Here is a 19057-nt window from a genome sequence, read left to right on the forward strand (position 1 = left end):
TCACGGGAAGTCCTGTCCTGGTCCTGCGCCCAGGCCGACACGACGAAGGAGCCGCATCATGATTGTCCGCCCGGTCGCCATTACCGACCTGCCGTCCTTGCTGGAACTGGCGCGCTGCGCCGGGCCGGGGTTCACCAGCCTGCCGGCCAACGAGGAACGCCTGGCCCACCGCGTACGCTGGGCCCAGCGCACCTTTGCCGGGCAGGTCGAGCGCGCCGACGCCGACTACCTGTTCGTGCTGGAGGACGACGACCGCCAAGTGGTTGGCATCAGCGCCCTGACCGGTGCCGTCGGGCTGCGGGAGCCGTGGTACAACTATCGGGTCGGGGTCACCGTCAGCTCGGCCCCGGAACTGGGCATCCAGCGGCAGATCCCCACCCTGTTTCTCAACAACGAGATGACCGGGCAATCGGAAATCTGCTCCCTGTTCCTGCACCCCGCCCAGCGTCACGGCCATAACGGGCGCCTGCTGTCCCTGGCGCGCCTGTTGTTCGTCGCCGAATTCTCCCAGCTGTTCGGCGAGAAACTCATCGCCGAGCTGCGAGGCCATGCCGACGAGAACGGTTGCTCGCCATTCTGGGACAGCCTGGGACGACACTTCTTCAAGAAAGACTTCAGCTATGCCGATCAGTTGTCCGGCATGGGCAACAAGTCTTTCATTGCCGAGTTGATGCCGCGCCAGCCGCTGTATACCTGCATGCTCACCGAACAGGCACAGGCCGCCATTGGCCGTGCCCATCCGAACACTGAACCGGCCCTGAAGATTCTCGGCGCCGAGGGCTTCAGCCATAAGGGCTACATCGATATCTTCGACGGGGGCCCGGTGATCGAGGCGCCAGTGTCGAAGATCCGCAGCGTGCGTGACAGCCAGTCACTGGCCCTGGCCATCGGCACGCTGGACGAACAGGCACCGGTCTGGCTGATCCACAACCGGCGCCTGGCGAACTGCCGCGTCACCAGCGCCCGGGCCCATCAGCACGGCCACAGCCTGCTGGTCGATCGCCTTACCGTCAAACGCCTGCAGATGCAGCCGGGCGATACGGTGCGCGCCGTGCCGCTGCTCGGTCAGGGACGCCAGGCTGCGGCGGCTTAGCGCGGGCCTGCAACGCTCGCGGCGCAAAACACAAGACATATCACCGTGCAGCGGGATCGTTGTATCTTTCCATCAGCCATCGCCCGCGAACTCACCGTACTTGCACGCAAGGCATAGCCCATGCGCATTCGTCATCCTCCTTGCGCTTGCCACGTGATAGCCTTTGGCTCCTTCGGCGTTGACACTTTTGCTCAAGCCCTTCCATTCCATTGGTGGAACTCATATGTCCAGGCTTTCCCATCAAGATTTACGCCGTAGCTTTCGTCAACTGCTGGCTTCCCGGACCTGCTATCACACCGCCTCGGTGTTCGACCCGATGTCGGCGCGCATCGCCGCCGACCTGGGTTTCGAAGTAGGGATCCTGGGAGGATCGGTCGCGTCGTTGCAAGTATTGGGGGCGCCGGACTTCGCGCTGATCACCCTGAGCGAATTCGCCGAACAGGCCACCCGCATCGGTCGCGTGGCCCAATTGCCGGTCATCGCCGATGCCGACCATGGCTATGGCAACGCCCTGAACGTGATGCGCACCATCATCGAGCTCGAGCGTGCCGGGGTGGCCGCCCTGACCATCGAGGACACGCTGCTGCCGGCCCAGTTCGGGCGCAAGTCCACGGACCTGATCAGCGTCGCCGAGGGCGTCGGCAAGATCCGCGCGGCGCTGGAGGCCCGCGTCGATCCGGAAATGGCGATCATCGCCCGCACCAACGCCGGCATCCTGCCGGTCCAGGAAGTCATCAGCCGTACCCAGCAATATGAACGTGCCGGGGCGGACGGGATCTGCATGGTGGGTGTCCAGGACTTCGATCACCTGGAAAAGATCAGCGAGAACCTGAATGTGCCGCTGATGCTCGTCACCTACGGCAATCCGCTCCTGCGGGACGACAAGCGCCTGGCCGAGCTGGGCGTGCGGGTTACCATCGATGGCCACGGCGCCTACTTCGCCGCGATCAAGGCCACGTACGACAGCCTTCGCGAGCAGCGGCAGATCTTCACCCAGGCATCGGACCTCAGCGCCACCGAACTGACCCACACCTACACCCAGCCCGAGGAATATATCCGTTGGGCCGAGGAGTACATGAGCGTCAAGGAGTAAGAAAACGCACTGTCCGGGAAGCGGCCATCGCAAGCTCGCTCCCACAGTAGGTTTGCGGTGCGACACCTGTCTCGCCCCCCACACTCCTTGTGGGAACGAGCTTGCTCGCGATGGCGGTGGTTCAGCTTGCATGCGTGCCGGATGTAGCAACGCCATCGCGAGCACGTTCGCACCCACAGGGGATCTGTGATGAGCGCGATGGCGTTGCCAGGGTGAAGCAGGCCTTCAGCGCCCGCTGCGCAACATCTCCTTGGGCACGTATTTGCCGATCTCGAACTTGCCGATGGCCGCGCGGTGGACTTCATCGGGGCCGTCCGCCAGGCGCAGGGTCCGTTGCATGGCGTACATGTAGGCCAGCGGGAAATCGCCGGAAACCCCCGCGCCGCCGTGGATCTGGATCGCACGGTCGATGACCTTCAGGGCGACGTTGGGCGCAACCACCTTGATCTGGGCGATTTCGCTCTTCGCTACTTTGTTGCCGACCGTGTCCATCATGTAGGCCGCCTTCAAGGTCAGCAGGCGAGCCATGTCGATTTCCATCCGCGAGTCGGCGATCTTGTCGATGTTGCCGCCCAGGCGTGCCAACGGCTTGCCGAAGGCGGTACGGCTGACGGCACGCTTGCACATCAATTCCAGTGCCCGCTCGGCCATGCCGATGGACCGCATGCAATGGTGGATGCGCCCGGGGCCGAGGCGCCCCTGGGCAATTTCAAAGCCTCGTCCTTCACCCAACAGGACGTTTTCGTATGGTACCCGCACGTTGTCGAACAGCACTTCGGCATGGCCGTGGGGGGCGTCGTCGTAACCGAACACCGGCAAAGGCCGGACGATCTTGACCCCGGGGGTATCCACCGGCACCAGGATCATCGAATGCTGGGCGTGGCGCGGCGCATCGGGGTTGCTCAGGCCCATGAAGATCAGGATTTTGCAGCGCGGGTCGCAGGCGCCCGAGGTCCACCACTTCTTGCCGTTGATCACCCACTGGTCGCCGTCGCGCTCGGCCCGGGCAGCCATGTTGGTCGCGTCCGAAGAGGCCACATCCGGCTCGGTCATGGCGAAGGCCGACCGGATCTCACCCCGCAGCAGCGGTTCCAGCCAGCGCTGCTTCTGCTCTTCATTGGCGTAACGCACCAGGACTTCCATGTTGCCGGTGTCCGGCGCCGAGCAGTTGAACGGTTCCGGCCCCAGCAGCGAGCGCCCCATGATCTCTGCCAGTGGCGCGTATTCCAGGTTGGTCAGGCCGGCGCCCAGCTCGGACTCGGGCAGGAACAGGTTCCACAGGCCTTCTGCCTTGGCCTTGGCCTTGAGCTCTTCCATGATGGCCGTGGGTTGCCAGCGGTCGCCCTCGGCCACTTGTCGTTCGAACACTGCTTCGGCCGGGTAGACGTAGGCATCCATGAACGCCGTGACGCGTTCACGCAGTTCCTGAACCTTGGGGGAATAGGCAAAATCCATGGGCAGCACCTTCTTGGCAGAGGTTGTTTTAGGTCATGAAATCGATGCTAGTTCAGCTACGAAAATTTACCTAACCTATTCTCGGCGTGTATTAACATTCATCACCGATATATGTTTCACTGATTCGCATCGCCTTCCGGCACCTCACCAAGTCCAAGAACAAGAGTGCAGCGCAATGAATCTGAGCAAGGTCGACCTCAACCTTTTCATCGTCTTCGATGCGATCTACACCGAAGCCAACCTGACCCGCGCCGGGCAGATCGTCGGCATCACCCAGCCGGCAGTGTCCAACGCCCTGGCGCGCCTGCGGGAAACCTTCAACGACCCGCTGTTCGTGCGTACCGCCCAGGGCATGGTGCCCACGCCCATGGCCCAGAACATCATCGGCCCGGTGCGCAATGCCCTGTCGCTGCTGCGGGTGTCGGTACAGGAAAGCCGGATCTTCAACCCGCTCCAGGCGGTCAAGACCTACCGCATCAGCATGACCGACCTGACCGAAGGGGTGATCCTGCCGCCGTTGTTCCAGCGCCTGCGCCGCCTGGCGCCCACGGTGGCCATCGAAAGTTTCCTGTCCAAGCGCCGGGAAACCACCAAGGAACTGGCCGCCGGCCGCCTCGACTTTGCCGTGGACGCGCCGCTCAACACCGACCCTCAAGTGCGTCACGTCAAGCTGATGGAAGACCGTTATGTGTGCGCCATGCGCAAAGGCCACCCCTTGGCGAGCAAGGAAAAACTCAGCCTCGATGACTACCTGGCCCAGACCCACGTGCATATTTCCAGCCGACGCAACGGCCTGGGCTATGTGGACCTGGCCCTCGGCAAGATGGGTATCCAGCGCAAGATTGCCCTGCGCTCCCAGCATTACCTGATGGCCTCGCAGGTGCTGCAACAGACCGACATGGTCATGACCGTCCCCGAACGCTTTGCGCGTCGCCATGACCTGCACGCCTTCCTGCTACCGGTCAACGACGTGCCGCCGGTGGAAACCCACCTCTACTGGCATGAAAGCACCGACCAGGACCCGGCCAACCGCTGGATGCGCGAACAGATGATCGAGCTCTGCCAGCAGGTGACGGCGCACGAGAAGAAGCTCGACAAAGTCTGAAGGATCAAATGGTGGGAGTGCGCAAGCCCGCTCCCACCGATTCATGCTCCAACGTAGCGCAGCCCCCATGCTTGACGTGAACGTCAACCTGCCGTTAGCTTAGCGCCAGCACCTTTCGTTTCGAGCGCGTCCATGAGCAGCCAGACCTACAGCATCTCCGATCTTGCCCGGGAGCTTGATATCACGACCCGGGCAATCCGCTTCTATGAAGAACAGGGCCTGCTGAGCCCTGAGCGACGAGGCCAGGAACGCATCTATTCACCACGGGACAAGGTCAGCCTCAAGCTCATTCTGCGCGGCAAGCGCATCGGGTTTTCCCTGGCCGAATGCCGCGAACTGATCGAACTCTACGACCCTTCCAGCGGTAACCAGAAGCAGTTGAACAGCATGCTGGCGAAAATCGCCGAGCGCCGGGAACAACTCGAACAGCAACTGCTGGACATCGAGCAGATGAAGCTGGAACTCGATACGGCCGAGGAACGCTGCATCCAGGCACTGGAGCAAACGCTCAAGGGACAGGAAGCTGTCCAGTAACGACCCAATAACGACGCCAGCCCCTTTGGGAGCGGGCGCATCCACTACCACAGGTCAATCTCCATGTCCCTTCCCTCCTTTGTACGCTTGATCGAAGTCGGTCCCCGTGACGGCCTGCAGAATGAAGCCCACCCCATCAGTGTCGCCGACAAGGTACGCCTGGTGGATGCCCTCAGTGCCGCTGGCCTGGGTTACATCGAGGTCGGCAGCTTTGTCTCGCCCAAGTGGGTGCCCCAGATGGCCGGCTCCGCCGAAGTGTTCGCGCAAATCCAGCGCAAGCCCGGCGTGACCTATGGCGCCCTGGCACCGAACCTGCGGGGTTTCGAAGACGCTCTGGCGGCCGGCGTGAAGGAAGTGGCGGTGTTCGCGGCTGCGTCCGAGGCGTTCTCGCAGCGCAACATCAACTGCTCCATCAAGCAAAGCCTGGAACGCTTCGCGCCGATCATGGAGGCCGCCGGGCAAAACGGCGTCAGCGTGCGGGGCTACGTGTCCTGTGTGCTGGGCTGCCCGTATGAAGGCGCGGTCAAGCCCGAGCAGGTGGCATGGGTCGCCCGGGAGCTGTATGCGATGGGCTGTTACGAAGTGTCCCTGGGAGACACCATCGGCACCGGTACCGCGGGCGCCACACGCAAGATGTTCGAGGTGGTCGGTGAGCAGGTGCCTCGCGCCAGGCTCGCCGGGCATTTCCACGACACTTACGGTCAGGCCATGGCCAACGTCTACGCCAGCCTGCTGGAAGGCATCGCGGTGTTCGACAGCTCCATTGCCGGCCTCGGTGGCTGCCCCTACGCCAAGGGCGCCAGCGGTAACGTCGCCACCGAGGACGTGCTGTATCTGCTCAATGGCCTGGGCATTGAAACCGGCGTCGACCTGGACGCCTTGATCGCCGCGGGCCGACAGATCTGCAGCGTGCTCGGTCGTTCGACCGGCTCACGGGTCGCCAAGGCCCTCAGTGCACAGTGAAGGTGTTACCGCCCCCCTTTGGGGGACAGCCAAACGAGTAACACGGAAACAATTTGTCAGATCTACACTGCCGCGTTTTTCCCATGAAAATCTTAAACCATTGATCTAAAAGGATTTTCAAAAGTTGGCACGGCACCTGCTTTCTCTCTGGCATAACAAGAATAAAAAAGCGGCAAACCTAATAAAAACAAGACGAAACGACTCTGACATAACAAAAACAACACGGCAGAGACGCAGCTAACAGATTTTTTTGGAGAAGGTGTGCTTTTCAGGGTGCTTCCAGAAGCAACCCGCAACCGGGCAGAGAACAATAAGACTACCCTCAGGTAGGACCCGAATCGGTTGGATCGCTAAGCGAAAAAGCAGATCAGCGCTCAAAAAAATACGTTTGCTCTTGATCCCGGATGGGGATCGCCCAAAACAGCGGTAAAGGGTCACGGTCACCAAAAACAACAACAGGCCGCCCCTCAATAATAAAAAGAGCACGCGACGACAAAATTAAAGGGGAGCTTCGGCTCCCCTTTGTGCTTTGCATCTTCCCTATCTTCCCTATCTTCCCTATCTTCCCTATCTTCCCTATCTTCCCTATCTTCCCTATCTTCCCTATCTTCCCTATCTTCCCTATCTTCCCGCCAGATTGCCCGCGATAGCGGAGTGTCAGACAACCCGGTTGTCGACAGATGCACTGCCATCGCAAGCAAGCTCGCTTCCAACGTGTTGCCCTAGCTCGACTCCCCGCGCAGCTCCTCGATGCTGATCTCGCGCATGCGGAATTTCTGGATCTTGCCGGTCACGGTCATGGGGAATTCCTCGACGAACCTGAAATGACGCGGCACCTTGAAATGGGCGACCCGCTCCTTGCACCAGTCCTGCAACGCCTCGCCGGTGGCACTGTGGCCAGGATGGAACTTGATCCAGGCAACGATTTCTTCACCATAGCGTGGACAAGGGATGCCTATCACCTGCACATCCGCCACGGCCGGGTGGGTGAAGAAGAGCTCTTCCAGCTCGCGGGGGTAAACATTCTCCCCGCCACGGATGATCATGTCCTTGTTACGCCCGACAATGCAGACGTACCCCTGCGCGTCCATGGTGGCCAGGTCGCCGGTGTGTATCCAGCCGTCCCGGTCGATGGCCTCGGCGGTTCCCTGGGGATTGTTCCAGTAGCCGAGCATCACGCTGTAACCACGGGTACACAATTGGCCAATGCTGCCACGGGGCACGATATCGCCGGCGTCGTCGATGATCTTGCTTTCCAGCTGCGGCTGGGTCCGACCCACGGTGGCCACGCGTAGCTCCAGCTCGTCTGAAGGACCGGTCTGCAGCGATACCGGACTGGTTTCCGTCATGCCGTAGGCGATCTGGACTTCGGCCATGTGCATCTCGCCGATGACCCGCCGCATCACTTCGATCGGGCAGGTCGCCCCGGCCATGATGCCGGTGCGCAGGCTGGACAGGTCGAATTCGCCGCGCTGCGGCTGGTCCAGCATGGCGATGAACATGGTCGGTACGCCATACAGCGCGGTGGCCTTTTCCTCGGCCACGGTGCGAAGGGTCAACAGCGGGTCGAAGGCATCGTTGGGGTAGATCATCGTGCTGCCATGGGTCATGCAGCCCAGGTTGCCCATGACCATGCCGAAGCAATGATAGAGCGGCACCGGGATCACCAGCCTGTCGGCGACGCTCAGGCCGAGGCTTTCGCCGACCATGTAGCCATTGTTGAGAATGTTGAAATGACTGAGGGTTGCGCCCTTGGGGAAACCGGTGGTGCCGGAGGTGTATTGGATATTCACCGGTTGATCGAAATGCAGGCTGGCCTGGCGCTCGGCCAATTGACCGGGGGTCACCGCCGCGCCCAGGCCCGACAGTTGCGACCAGGGCAGGAAACCGGAGGGCGGCCGGGCATCGAGGCTGATCACACCTCGCAGATCCGGCAGGCGTTCGCTGCGCAGCTGGCCGATCGATTGCTCTGCCAGCTCAGGCACGAGGGTCTGCAGCATGGCGTGGTAGTCGGAGCGCTTGAACGCCCCGGCGCACACCAGCCACTGGCAGCCGGATTGCTTGAGCACATACTCCAGCTCACCGCTGCGATAGGCAGGATTGATGTTGACCAGGATCACGCCGATTTTCGCGCTGGCGAATTGGCTGATGCACCACTGTGCGCAATTGGGCGCCCAGACACCTAGACGGTCGCCAGCGTTCAGACCCAGCGCCAGCAAGGCCCTGGCATGCAAATCAACCGCGTCGGCCAGTTGCCGCCAGGTGTAGCGCAGCGACTGATGGCGAACCACCAACGCTTCGCCATCGGGATAGCGGGATGCGGTCTCGTCGAAAGCCTGGCCGATGGTCTGCGCCAGCAGGGCCTCGGCCTGGGAACCACGGGTGTAGCTGAGCTGCGAATGTGAACCGGGTTGATCCATGACGCCCCCTCTTGTCTTTATTAGTGGGTGAAGCGATGTCCCTTGCTGCACAAGCCCTCTTACTCTCGCTCAAGTTGACGTTAACGTAAAGGGTGATTGACAGTCGCCCATCCCAGGCTTACGTTAACGTAAAGGTGAGAGCACTCCCCCGCTCTCCGCACCCTATAAAAAAGCCAAAGGTGTCCCATGAGCTACCCTTCCCTGAATTTTGCCCTCGGCGAAACCATCGACATGCTGCGCGACCAGGTGCAGGCCTTCGTCAGGGCCGAGCTGGCACCGCGAGCGGCGCAGATCGATATCGATAACCTGTTTCCCGCCGACATGTGGCGCAAGTTCGGCGACATGGGTCTGTTGGGCATCACCGTGCCGGAAGCCTACGGTGGCGCCGGCCTGGGTTACCTGGCTCATGTCGTGGCGATGGAAGAGATCAGCCGCGGCTCGGCCTCGGTCGCCCTCTCCTACGGCGCCCACTCCAACCTCTGTGTGAACCAGATCAACCGTAACGGCAATCACGAACAGAAAACCCGCTACCTGCCCAAACTGATCAGCGGCGAACACGTCGGCGCCCTGGCCATGAGCGAACCCAATGCCGGCTCCGACGTGGTGTCCATGAAACTGCGGGCCGACAAACGTGGCGACCGCTATGTGCTCAACGGCAGCAAGACCTGGATCACCAACGGTCCCGATGCCAACACATATGTGATCTACGCCAAGACCGACCTGGAAAAGGGTGCCCACGGCATCACCGCGTTCATCGTCGAGCGCGACTGGAAAGGCTTCAGCCGCAGCAACAAGTTCGACAAGCTCGGCATGCGCGGCTCCAACACGTGCGAGCTTTTTTTCGATGACGTCGAAGTGCCGGAAGAAAACATCCTCGGTGCGCTCAACGGCGGGGTGAAGGTCCTGATGAGCGGCCTCGACTATGAACGCGTGGTGTTGTCAGGCGGCCCCACCGGGATCATGCAGGCGTGCATGGACCTGGTCGTCCCCTACATCCACGACCGCAAGCAGTTCGGCCAGAGCATCGGCGAATTCCAGTTGATCCAGGGCAAGGTGGCCGACATGTACACCCAGCTCAACGCCAGCCGTGCCTACCTCTATGCGGTGGCCCAGGCCTGCGAGCGCGGCGAAACCACTCGCAAGGACGCTGCCGGGGTCATCCTCTATACCGCCGAACGCGCCACGCAAATGGCCCTTGAGGCCATCCAAATCCTGGGCGGCAACGGCTATATCAATGAATTCCCCGCCGGACGCCTGTTGCGTGACGCCAAGCTGTACGAGATCGGCGCCGGCACCAGTGAGATTCGTAGGATGCTGATCGGTCGCGAACTGTTCAACGAAACGAAATGAAATTTCACAAGCTGCAAGCGACAAGCCTTGAGCTGCAAGCGTTCGTGCTCTGGCTTGAAGCTTGAAGCTTGAAGCTGCTACGGAGTAGCCATGATCCTGCATACCCAGCTCAATCCGCGCTCGCCGGAATTCATTGCCAATCGCGACGCCATGCTCGGGCAAGTCGAGGCCCTGCGCGCCCTGCTCGCTCAGGTCCAGCAAGGCGGCGGCGCCAAGGCCCAGGAACGCCATACGTCACGGGGTAAACTGCTGCCTCGCGAACGCATCAATCGGTTGCTGGACCCCGGTTCACCGTTCCTGGAGATCAGCCCGCTCGCCGCCCATGGGGTGTACGGGGAAGATGTGCCCGCCGCCGGTGTGATCGCCGGAATCGGTCGGGTGGAAGGCGTCGAATGCATGATTGTCGCCAACGACGCGACCGTCAAAGGCGGCTCTTATTACCCATTGACAGTCAAGAAACACCTGCGGGCGCAGGCCATCGCCCAGCAGAACCGCCTGCCCTGCATCTACCTGGTGGACTCCGGCGGCGCCAACCTGCCGCGTCAGGACGAAGTGTTTCCGGATCGCGAACATTTCGGACGGATTTTCTTCAACCAGGCCAACATGAGCGCCCAGGGTATCCCGCAGATCGCGGTGGTAATGGGCTCCTGCACCGCCGGGGGGGCCTACGTGCCAGCGATGGCTGACGAGGCGATCATGGTCCGCGAACAGGCGACCATCTTCCTGGCCGGCCCACCGTTGGTAAAAGCCGCCACGGGCGAAGTGGTCAGCGCCGAAGACCTGGGCGGTGCCGATGTGCACTGCAAGGTCTCCGGCGTGGCCGACCATTATGCCGATAACGATGAACACGCCCTGGCACTGGCTCGCCGCAGCGTCGCCAACCTGAACTGGCGCAAGCTGGGCGACATGCACACACACACGTCGATCGCCCCGCTGTATGCCAGCGACGAACTGTACGGGGTGGTGCCGGCCGATGCCAAACAGCCTTTCGATGTCCGGGAAGTCATCGCGCGCCTGGTGGACGGCTCGGTGTTCGACGAGTTCAAGGCGTTGTTCGGTACCACCCTGGTGTGCGGCTTTGCCCATCTGCACGGCTACCCGGTGGCGATCCTGGCCAATAACGGCATCCTGTTTGCCGAGGCCGCGCAAAAAGGCGCCCACTTCATCGAGCTGGCCTGCCAGCGCGGCATTCCCTTGCTGTTCCTGCAGAACATCACCGGCTTCATGGTCGGACAAAAGTACGAAGCCGGCGGCATTGCCAAGCACGGCGCGAAACTGGTCACCGCGGTGGCTTGCGCCCGGGTGCCGAAATTCACCGTGATCATCGGCGGCAGCTTCGGCGCCGGTAACTACGGCATGTGCGGGCGTGCCTACGATCCCCGATTCCTGTGGATGTGGCCGAACGCGCGGATCGGCGTGATGGGGGCCGAGCAGGCAGCCGGTGTGCTGGTGCAGGTCAAGCGGGAGCAGGCCGAGCGCAGCGGCCATCCGTTCAGCGCCGCCCAGGAAGCCGAAATCAAGCAACCGATCCTCGACCAGTACGAAGAACAGGGTCACCCCTATTATTCCAGTGCGCGGCTGTGGGACGACGGTGTCATCGACCCGGCCCAGACCCGCGACGTGCTGGGCCTGGCCTTGTCCGCATCATTGAATGCCCCCATCGAACCGAGCCGCTTCGGCGTGTTCCGGATGTAACCGGGAAAATGTCCATGGATAACTTCAACACCCTCGAACTGCTCACCGACTCGCGCGGCGTCGCCACCTTGTGGCTGAGCCGCGAGTCGAAGAACAACGCATTCAACGCCGAAATGATCCGCGAGCTGATCCTGGCCCTCGACCAGGTCGGCAGCGACCCGGGCCTGCGCTTTTTGCTGATCCGTGGCCGAGGCAAGCACTTCAGCGCTGGCGCCGACCTAGCCTGGATGCAACAGTCGGCCGAGCTCGACTACCACACCAACCTCGACGATGCCCGGGAGCTGTCGGAGTTGATGTACAACCTTGCCAAGTTGAAGATTCCTACGCTGGCGGTCGTCCAGGGCGCGGCGTTCGGCGGTGCCCTGGGCTTGATCAGCGCCTGCGACATGGCCATCGGGGCCGATGACGCGCAGTTCTGCCTGTCGGAAGTGCGCATCGGCCTGGCACCGGCCGTGATCAGCCCGTTCGTGGTGCAAGCCGTTGGCGAACGAGCCGCGCGACGCTACGCCCTCACGGCAGAACGCTTCGGCGGACAACGTGCGAAAGAGATAGGCTTGCTATCGGAAAGCTACCCATCCGAGACCCTGGACGAGCAGGTGGACCGCTGGATCGACAACCTGTTGCTCAACAGCCCGGCAGCCATGCGCGCCAGCAAGGAGCTGCTGCGCGAAGTCGGCAACGGGGCCCTCACCCCGGCCTTGCGGCGCTATACCGAAAATGCAATCGCCCGTATCCGCGTCAGCCCCGAAGGCCAGGAAGGTCTGCGGGCCTTTCTGCAAAAGCGCGCGCCAAACTGGCAAGCCGAGCCGAACCCGACCGCCTCGAAACGTAAGGAGCCGCGTCAATGAGCGTCCCAGTCCTCACTACGCTGCTGGTGGCCAATCGCGGGGAAATCGCCTGCCGCGTGATGCGCACCGCCAAGGCCATGGGGCTGACCACCGTGGCCGTCCACAGCGCAACCGATCGCGACGCTCGCCACAGCCGTGAAGCCGACATCCGTGTCGACCTGGGAGGCAGCAAGGCCGCCGACAGCTATCTGCAGATCGACAAATTGATTGCCGCGGCCCAGGCCAGCGGCGCCCAGGCTATTCATCCGGGCTACGGCTTCCTTTCCGAGAACGCAGGGTTCGCCCGGGCCGTGGAAAACGCCGGGCTGATGTTCCTCGGCCCGCCCGCCTCGGCCATCGATGCCATGGGCAGCAAATCCGCGGCCAAGGCCCTGATGGAAACCGCCGGCGTGCCGTTGGTCCCCGGCTACCATGGCGAAGCCCAGGACCTGGAAACCTTTCGCGATGCCGCCGAACGCATCGGCTACCCGGTGCTGCTCAAGGCCACCGCCGGCGGTGGCGGCAAAGGCATGAAAGTCGTCGAGGACGTCAGCCAACTGGCCGAAGCCCTGGCATCGGCGCAGCGGGAAGCGCAATCGTCCTTCGGCGACTCGCGGATGCTGGTGGAGAAATACCTGCTCAAGCCTCGTCATGTGGAAATCCAGGTATTCGCCGACCGGCATGGCAACTGCCTGTACCTCAATGAACGGGATTGCTCGATCCAGCGCCGACACCAGAAGGTGGTGGAAGAAGCCCCCGCTCCCGGCCTGACCCCGCAACTGCGGCGGGCCATGGGCGAAGCCGCCGTGCGTGCGGCCCAGGCGATCGGCTATGTCGGCGCGGGCACCGTGGAGTTCCTGCTGGATTCGCGGGGCGAGTTTTTCTTCATGGAGATGAACACCCGCCTGCAGGTCGAGCACCCGGTCACCGAAGCGATCACTGGGCTGGATCTGGTGGCCTGGCAGATTCGCGTCGCTCAGGGCGAGGCGCTGCCGATCACCCAGGAGCAGGTCCCGTTGCGGGGCCACGCGATCGAAGTACGGCTGTACGCCGAGGATCCGGCCAACGATTTCCTGCCGGCCACCGGGCGCCTGGCCCTTTATCGCGAGTCGAAGGCAGCACCGGGGCGCCGCGTCGACAGTGGCGTAGAGGAAGGCGACGAAATTTCGCCATTCTACGATCCGATGTTGGGCAAGCTGATCGCCTGGGGCGAAGACCGGGAACAGGCGCGGTTGCGGCTCTTGAGCATGCTCGACGAGTTTGCCATCGGTGGCCTGAAGACCAATATCGGTTTCCTGCGGCGCATCCTGGCTCATCCCGCCTTCGCCGCAGCGGAGCTGGATACCGGATTTATCCCACGTTATCAGGCGCAGTTATTGCCGGAACCCGGCGAACTGGATGACGGCTTCTGGCTCGCCGCAGCCCAGGGACTGGCCTTGAGCCTGGTGCCGCGCAGACGATCCGATGACAGCGGCTCGCCCTGGTCCGAGACCACCGGCCTGCGCCTGGGATTGCCAAGGGAAACGACCCTGCATCTGAGCTGCGAAGGCCAGGATCGAGCGATGACGCTGGACGTCCAGGCTGGATCCGTCGAGCTTCGTGGCGAACAACTGATCATCGAGCACGACGGTATGCGCCGCAGTCACCGAGCCATACGCCAAGGTGACAGCCTGTATCTGCAATGGAAAGGCGACCTGCATCGAGTGGACCTGTACGACCCTCTGGCCGCCGCGGAGGCTAGCCACAGCCACCAGGGCGGCCTGACCGCCCCCATGAACGGCAGCATCGTCCGAGTGCTGGTCAGCCCTGGCCAGGCCGTGGAAGCAGGCACGCAACTGGTGGTGCTGGAAGCCATGAAGATGGAACACAGCATTCGTGCGCCAAAGGCCGGTGTGATCAAGGCGTTGTTTTGCCAGGAAGGCGAAATGGTCAGCGAGGGCAACGCGCTGGTGGCGTTCGAGGAATAGGCATCGGCCCATCCAGGGCCGATCCGGTTCAGAATCTGATGGTGGCCTGCACGACCACACCGATGACGCGGCATTGCTCGGTGTACAGGCTTTTCGGGTAGGTTGGGTTGAGGGGTACCAGGTAACGCTGGCCGCTCTCTTCGATCAGCTTGCGGAAGGTCGCATCGCTGCAGCCGGGTAACTGGGCGACCACCAGCTTGCCCGGCACCGCTTCGATGGCCGGGTCCACCAGGATCGACATGCCTTCGGGGATGCTCAGTCCGGTCGGCGCGGTCATCGCATCGCCCACCACCACCAGCCAGAATGCGTCCCCTTGGGCGTGGTAATCCGTCAGCTCATAGCGCGCCTGGCCGTAGTCGCCAGGCTCCCCGTCGCGAACTTCGCCCATCTGGTGCCAGTCACTCACCGGGTAGCGGAAGTACGGGTTGTACTTCTGCGCCAGGGCCATGCCTTCCGCGGTCGAGGTGTCCGGTTCGCGGATCACCATCGCCACTTCGAGGAACTCCATGCCCAATTCCTGCAGGACCCGGTTCATGTCTTCGACACTGGGCTGCCGACGCTTGGTCAGCCAATGGCCGACGCCGCCCTGAGACATTCCCAAACGTTCTGCGAGCACCACTTGCGTGACGCGCAGCTCCTTCATCTTGGCCTTGACCAACTCTATCCATTTATCCATGAGCGGCACGATACGTGGATGGCTCCGACCGTCAAAACACATATTGTAGTATTTAAATTGCCGTCACAATTACGATCGGTACTATTCTGGATCGAGGATTCCATTCCCCCAAGGAGAACCTCGATACCATGGACATACCCAGCAAAGACGAACCCGGCCGTCCCCTCGACAGCGCTTTCCCCTCGCTACAGGATTGCCCAGCCGCCCAACGGGCGTTGGACTATTACTTGAAACCAGGTGTTACGCAGACCCAGGAGCATCGCTTCTTCGACGTCAATCGCAATGTCAGCGCGGAGGAAGCCCTGGTACACGCCAGCGACCTGCTGCGCTGTGCAGCGGCCACCGCCCACGAGTCTGCCAACCGGCTGGAAGGATCGAGCCGTGACCTGGCCTTTTCGGTGGTGCATATGATTGATCTGGTCAAGGTAATGCTCGACCGGTCACTGGATGGTTACCCCAGCCGTCAGGCGTCCTGACCGGGATGGCGCCACGAGCGCGGCGACAGGAAAATTTTTTCCAATGAACGCAATAAAATCATTTGACTTGCAAATGATAATGATTATTATTGCATCAGCTGGTCGCGAGATCAGTCGATAGACCAGAAGACCTTGGTCGGACTTCTGGAATATCTCCTCATCAGGCTAATCACGGTTTTTGACCCGGCTTTTTGCCGGGTCTTTTTTTGCCGATTTTCGGCTTATGGCTTCAGGCTAATGAAGTCTTTTCGGGTGTCGCTGATTCGATGCCGGCGATGATAGCAAATGAATATTGGTTGACAAGCATCACCCGCCACAGCGGTAAGAACTATCGACAGGCAGCACTTGAGAATCAATTGCAGACTCTCTAAGCTGCTTTTGCGTCCAGGGAGGACGCCCCCTCCTCGCGTGCTGTAAATCGTCCCGGTTTTTCCTTTCTTGTGTAAAGTAACGGCCATAAAAATCCTTTCGGGAATCGTGACCGTGGCTAAATCCTCTTTTGATATCACTGCCAATTTCGACAGCGGCAATATCGAGGTCGTGGACATCAGCAACCCGCTGCAGTCGTTGCTGAAAATCAGGCCCGACACCCGCAGCGCTCATTTCCAATGGTTCCACTTCAAGGCCAGCGGTCTGCACGTCGGCCAGGAGTATTCCTTTCGCCTGCTCAACGCCAGTCAATCGTCCTACAACAACGCATGGACGGGTTATCAGGCCGTCGCCTCCTACGATCACGTCAACTGGTTCCGCATCCCGACCCAGTTTGAAGGCGACGCCCTGCGCTTCCACCTGGAAGCCGAGCAATCCCACGCCTGGTTCGCCTATTTCGAGCCCTACAGCCGAGGCCGGCACGACTGGCTGATCGAGCAGGCGCAGCACAAGGCCGGCACCGAACTACTGGCTGTTGGCAAGAGCATCGAAGGCCGTGATATCCAGCTGCTGCGCAAGGGCAGCGGGGCCGAAGGCCGTCGCAAGATCTGGATGATCGCCCAGCAGCACCCTGGCGAGCACATGGCCGAATGGTTCATGGAAGGCGTGATCGAACGCCTCCAGGACAAGGACGATGCACAACTGAACCGGCTGTTGGCCAAGGCTGATCTCTACCTGGTCCCGAACATGAACCCGGACGGTGCGTTCCACGGCCATCTGCGGACCAACGCCATGGGCCAGGACCTCAACCGCGCCTGGCAGAACGCCAGCCCGGAAGTCAGTCCCGAGGTGTTTTTCGTACAGCAGCAGATGGAAAAATACGGTGTCGACCTGTTTCTCGATGCCCATGGCGATGAGGCCATTCCCCATGTCTTCACCGCCGGCTGCGAAGGTAATCCGGGCTACACGCCACGTATTGCAAGACTCGAAGAGCATTTCCGCAGCCACCTCAAGCACCAGACCAAGGACTTCCAGACCACCCACGGCTATACCCGCGACGAGCCCGGCCAGGCCAACATGACCTTGGCCTGCAATGCGGTGGGGCAGAAATACGACTGCCTTTCCCTGACCCTGGAGATGCCCTTCAAGGACCACGACGACCATCCGAACCCGCACACGGGCTGGTCCGGCAAGCGTTCGATGCAGCTGGGCAAGGATGTCCTGAGCACCATTGCGGACATGGTCGACGAGCTGCGCTGAGGGGCCGCTCCAGCACCTTCGCAATCCACAGGCGCCGTCGAAACCGACGGCGCCCCGGGAAACGGCCTCAGCGCCGGCCGGATCCGCGCAACATGCTGTCCAACACCTCATCCCGACGGACCCAACCGTGAAACAATGCCGCCGCCAGGTGCACCAACACGGTCAGGAACAGCAGGTACGCCAAGTAGCCATGGGCCTTGCGTAACAGCGCAAAGGTCTGCGCATCCGCCGGCAGGATGGACGGCAAGCGCAGCGAGTCGCTGAGCATCACCGGATCCCCCGCCGCCGAGATCATGCCCCAGCCCAGCAACGGCAAACCCAGCATCAGCGCATACAGCAGCCCATGCGAAGCTCTGGCCGCCAGTGCCTGCCAGCCCGGCAGGTCGGCCGGAAGCGGCGGCTGCCGGGTAGTAAAGCGCACCACCAGGCGCAGGATCACCAGCAGCAGGATCGCGATGCCCAGCGGCTTGTGCAATTGCAAAAGCCACTCATGACGCTCGGACACCGAAGCCACCATGCCCGCGCCAATGAACAGCATGGCAATGACCATCAAGGCCATCAGCCAGTGAAGCAGCCGGGCCAGTGGTGCGAAGTGACGGGGAGCGTTCATGGGCGGTTCTCCTGGGTGGCGGGCAGTTGGCTCACTTCACTGGTGCGTCGCAGGTAGGAACTGGCGTATGCGGCGGACCGCGCCGCCAGCAACGGGTCTTCGGAACCTTCGATGCCACTGGGCAGGATCAGCGGGTCATAGTTGATGTCGCGGCACTCACCGTTGTCTTGCGCCTGGGTGCGCTCCAGCACCAGCGTACCGGCATTGAGCACCTTGCGGTCCGCGGGCCAGGCCTTGCTGGCGTCGTTGATCGGATCGCCCGGATTGGCCAGGGTGATCTGCAGTTGCCAGCGCAGGGGGCCGTTGGCAAGACGCTTGCTCAGGTCCCGTTCCAGGAAGTCGGCGCCCTGGGGCGGCGTGGCGTCGGCGGCATCCTGGCTCATCGGCACCACGCCCCAGCGCACCGCCTGGCGTTGCCCTGCCGTGTTGACCAGGTAGAACGCATTGATGCCGTTATAGGTTTCGGTAGCGTAGCTGGCCGACGGTCTCGCGGTCTTGATCCATTGCAGGAACGGCACCGCTTCCGGATGCGCGGCGAAAAACGCCGGCACCGCCGCCGGATTGGGTTTTCCCGTAGCCGGATCGGGCGATTGGGCCTGTTGGAACTGGTAGAACGCCTCGGGCGTGCCCACCGGGAATACCGGCATGCTGTTCATGCCGGTGCGCCATTGCTGGCCGTCGGCCTGGGTGAAACGCAACGCCAGGCTGCGGATCGGCACACTGCCGTCCGGTGCGTACGGGTTGCCGCTGGGCAAGGCGAAACGTCCGACGACCGGCGTGCGCGGCTGCGCGAACACCTGGGCACGGGAATAGGCTCGCGCCTCGCCGCTACTTTCGAAATAGCCCGCGACACAAACCCCTTTGGAGTGGTTGCGACGAAAGCCGGGATGCATACCGTTGTTCTTTTCCAGCACATTGACCAGCGCCTTGGGCGTCAGGCGCTGTGGATCGAGAGCGCCATTGACATAGACAAACGCCCCAGCCAGTGCGGCCACGATAACGGCGATGCCACTCAGGCGCAGTGTCAGGCTGGCGGCACTCAACGGCGGCCGGCTCGATGAGCGGGGGGAGGAAGGGTCAACCATGACGAAGCTCCAGGGCCCAGGGCCATTTGCAGAAGGACCTGTCAGACGAAGACCCGAAAGGTTTATTCCCACGCCTCGT

At 62.0% G+C, this 19057-nt stretch carries 16 protein-coding genes; 11 read left to right on the top strand and 5 right to left on the bottom strand.

Translation table 11 applies throughout. From position 1 onward, the window contains the following. Window positions 1–58: 58 nt before the first annotated feature. Complete coding sequence (astA, locus tag BW992_RS23980) at window positions 59–1093, top strand: arginine N-succinyltransferase (protein ID WP_072388811.1); 1035 nt, start codon at window positions 59–61, stop codon at window positions 1091–1093. A 223-nt stretch (window positions 1094–1316) separates the two neighbouring features. Further along, window positions 1317–2186 carry an isocitrate lyase/PEP mutase family protein gene (locus BW992_RS23985; RefSeq protein ID WP_072388815.1) on the top strand — a complete coding sequence of 290 codons (870 nt, stop codon included), beginning with the start codon at window positions 1317–1319 and terminating at the stop codon, window positions 2184–2186. 225 nt (window positions 2187–2411) lie between these two features. On the opposite strand, the gene BW992_RS23990 is transcribed toward BW992_RS23985, so the two are convergent. Beyond that, window positions 2412–3641 (bottom strand): acyl-CoA dehydrogenase, encoded by a 1230-nt coding sequence (locus BW992_RS23990; RefSeq protein ID WP_072430405.1) that lies wholly within the window; start codon window positions 3639–3641, stop codon window positions 2412–2414. Between the two features lie 175 nt (window positions 3642–3816). Between BW992_RS23990 and BW992_RS23995 the strand changes: the two genes are divergently transcribed. From BW992_RS23995 to BW992_RS24005, 3 genes are all read left to right on the top strand, one after another. Further along, window positions 3817–4746: a LysR family transcriptional regulator gene (locus BW992_RS23995; RefSeq protein WP_072388821.1), complete on the top strand. Its 930-nt coding sequence runs from the start codon at window positions 3817–3819 to the stop codon at window positions 4744–4746. 132 nt (window positions 4747–4878) lie between these two features. Beyond that, a complete protein-coding gene (locus BW992_RS24000; protein WP_072388823.1) occupies window positions 4879–5280 on the top strand; it encodes a MerR family transcriptional regulator in 402 nt (133 codons plus the stop codon). 63 nt (window positions 5281–5343) lie between these two features. Then, complete coding sequence (locus tag BW992_RS24005; protein ID WP_076407212.1) at window positions 5344–6243, top strand: hydroxymethylglutaryl-CoA lyase; 900 nt, start codon at window positions 5344–5346, stop codon at window positions 6241–6243. 722 nt (window positions 6244–6965) lie between these two features. Here BW992_RS24005 and BW992_RS24010 read toward each other — a convergent pair. After that, window positions 6966–8663, bottom strand: a complete 1698-nt coding sequence (locus BW992_RS24010) for an AMP-binding protein (protein WP_072388827.1) — start codon at window positions 8661–8663, stop codon at window positions 6966–6968. Window positions 8664–8849: 186 nt separating this feature from the next. Between BW992_RS24010 and BW992_RS24015 the strand changes: the two genes are divergently transcribed. The 4 genes from BW992_RS24015 (at window position 8850) to BW992_RS24030 (ending at window position 14502) form a co-directional block, all read left to right on the top strand. Then, window positions 8850–10013 carry an isovaleryl-CoA dehydrogenase gene (locus BW992_RS24015; RefSeq protein ID WP_072388829.1) on the top strand — a complete coding sequence of 388 codons (1164 nt, stop codon included), beginning with the start codon at window positions 8850–8852 and terminating at the stop codon, window positions 10011–10013. Window positions 10014–10103: 90 nt separating this feature from the next. Further along, complete coding sequence (locus BW992_RS24020; protein WP_072430401.1) at window positions 10104–11708, top strand: carboxyl transferase domain-containing protein; 1605 nt, start codon at window positions 10104–10106, stop codon at window positions 11706–11708. Between the two features lie 14 nt (window positions 11709–11722). Then, the gene (locus BW992_RS24025) at window positions 11723–12556 is read left to right on the top strand and encodes a gamma-carboxygeranoyl-CoA hydratase (RefSeq protein WP_072458030.1); all 834 of its coding nucleotides are present in this window, start codon (window positions 11723–11725) and stop codon (window positions 12554–12556) included. Then, complete coding sequence (locus BW992_RS24030) at window positions 12553–14502, top strand: acetyl/propionyl/methylcrotonyl-CoA carboxylase subunit alpha (RefSeq protein WP_076407213.1); 1950 nt, start codon at window positions 12553–12555, stop codon at window positions 14500–14502. Before BW992_RS24025 ends, BW992_RS24030 begins: the two co-directional genes overlap by 4 nt. 28 nt (window positions 14503–14530) lie before the next feature. Here BW992_RS24030 and BW992_RS24035 read toward each other — a convergent pair whose 3' ends face one another. Further along, window positions 14531–15178, bottom strand: coding sequence for a LexA family protein (locus BW992_RS24035; RefSeq protein WP_072430398.1), 648 nt, complete (start codon window positions 15176–15178; stop codon window positions 14531–14533). A 128-nt stretch (window positions 15179–15306) separates the two neighbouring features. Between BW992_RS24035 and BW992_RS24040 the strand changes: the two genes are divergently transcribed. Next, the gene (locus BW992_RS24040; RefSeq protein ID WP_072388839.1) at window positions 15307–15654 is read left to right on the top strand and encodes a DUF6124 family protein; all 348 of its coding nucleotides are present in this window, start codon (window positions 15307–15309) and stop codon (window positions 15652–15654) included. A 477-nt stretch (window positions 15655–16131) separates the two neighbouring features. Continuing rightward, on the top strand, window positions 16132–17283 hold the full coding sequence (locus BW992_RS24045) for a M14 family metallopeptidase (RefSeq protein ID WP_076407214.1): 1152 nt from the start codon (window positions 16132–16134) through the stop codon (window positions 17281–17283). Between the two features lie 67 nt (window positions 17284–17350). Here the strand turns inward: BW992_RS24045 and BW992_RS24050 are convergent, their stop codons facing one another. Then, entirely contained in the window at window positions 17351–17893 is a 543-nt protein-coding gene (locus BW992_RS24050; protein WP_072388845.1) for a cytochrome b, read from the bottom strand. Then, window positions 17890–18978 (bottom strand): catalase family peroxidase, encoded by a 1089-nt coding sequence (locus tag BW992_RS24055; protein ID WP_072458033.1) that lies wholly within the window; start codon window positions 18976–18978, stop codon window positions 17890–17892. The genes BW992_RS24050 and BW992_RS24055 overlap by 4 nt, the downstream gene beginning before the upstream one ends. Window positions 18979–19057 lie beyond the last annotated feature (79 nt).

The organism is Pseudomonas sp. 7SR1 (assembly GCF_900156465.1).
In the GTDB taxonomy this organism is placed as follows: domain Bacteria; phylum Pseudomonadota; class Gammaproteobacteria; order Pseudomonadales; family Pseudomonadaceae; genus Aquipseudomonas.

What these genes read in the sequence shown, in the direction of transcription:
- BW992_RS24050 (WP_072388845.1), bottom strand. Translation starts at nt 17,893, where the DNA reads ATGAACGCTCCCCGTCACTTCGCACCACTGGCCCGGCTGCTTCACTGG.
- BW992_RS24035 (WP_072430398.1), bottom strand. Translation starts at nt 15,178, where the DNA reads ATGGATAAATGGATAGAGTTGGTCAAGGCCAAGATGAAGGAGCTGCGC.
- BW992_RS24025 (WP_072458030.1), top strand. Translation starts at nt 11,723, where the DNA reads ATGGATAACTTCAACACCCTCGAACTGCTCACCGACTCGCGCGGCGTC.
- BW992_RS24000 (WP_072388823.1), top strand. Translation starts at nt 4,879, where the DNA reads ATGAGCAGCCAGACCTACAGCATCTCCGATCTTGCCCGGGAGCTTGAT.
- BW992_RS23995 (WP_072388821.1), top strand. Translation starts at nt 3,817, where the DNA reads ATGAATCTGAGCAAGGTCGACCTCAACCTTTTCATCGTCTTCGATGCG.
- BW992_RS23985 (WP_072388815.1), top strand. Translation starts at nt 1,317, where the DNA reads ATGTCCAGGCTTTCCCATCAAGATTTACGCCGTAGCTTTCGTCAACTG.
- astA (WP_072388811.1), top strand. Translation starts at nt 59, where the DNA reads ATGATTGTCCGCCCGGTCGCCATTACCGACCTGCCGTCCTTGCTGGAA.
- BW992_RS23990 (WP_072430405.1), bottom strand. Translation starts at nt 3,641, where the DNA reads ATGGATTTTGCCTATTCCCCCAAGGTTCAGGAACTGCGTGAACGCGTC.
- BW992_RS24005 (WP_076407212.1), top strand. Translation starts at nt 5,344, where the DNA reads ATGTCCCTTCCCTCCTTTGTACGCTTGATCGAAGTCGGTCCCCGTGAC.
- BW992_RS24040 (WP_072388839.1), top strand. Translation starts at nt 15,307, where the DNA reads ATGGACATACCCAGCAAAGACGAACCCGGCCGTCCCCTCGACAGCGCT.
- BW992_RS24010 (WP_072388827.1), bottom strand. Translation starts at nt 8,663, where the DNA reads ATGGATCAACCCGGTTCACATTCGCAGCTCAGCTACACCCGTGGTTCC.
- BW992_RS24030 (WP_076407213.1), top strand. Translation starts at nt 12,553, where the DNA reads ATGAGCGTCCCAGTCCTCACTACGCTGCTGGTGGCCAATCGCGGGGAA.
- BW992_RS24015 (WP_072388829.1), top strand. Translation starts at nt 8,850, where the DNA reads ATGAGCTACCCTTCCCTGAATTTTGCCCTCGGCGAAACCATCGACATG.
- BW992_RS24055 (WP_072458033.1), bottom strand. Translation starts at nt 18,978, where the DNA reads ATGGTTGACCCTTCCTCCCCCCGCTCATCGAGCCGGCCGCCGTTGAGT.
- BW992_RS24020 (WP_072430401.1), top strand. Translation starts at nt 10,104, where the DNA reads ATGATCCTGCATACCCAGCTCAATCCGCGCTCGCCGGAATTCATTGCC.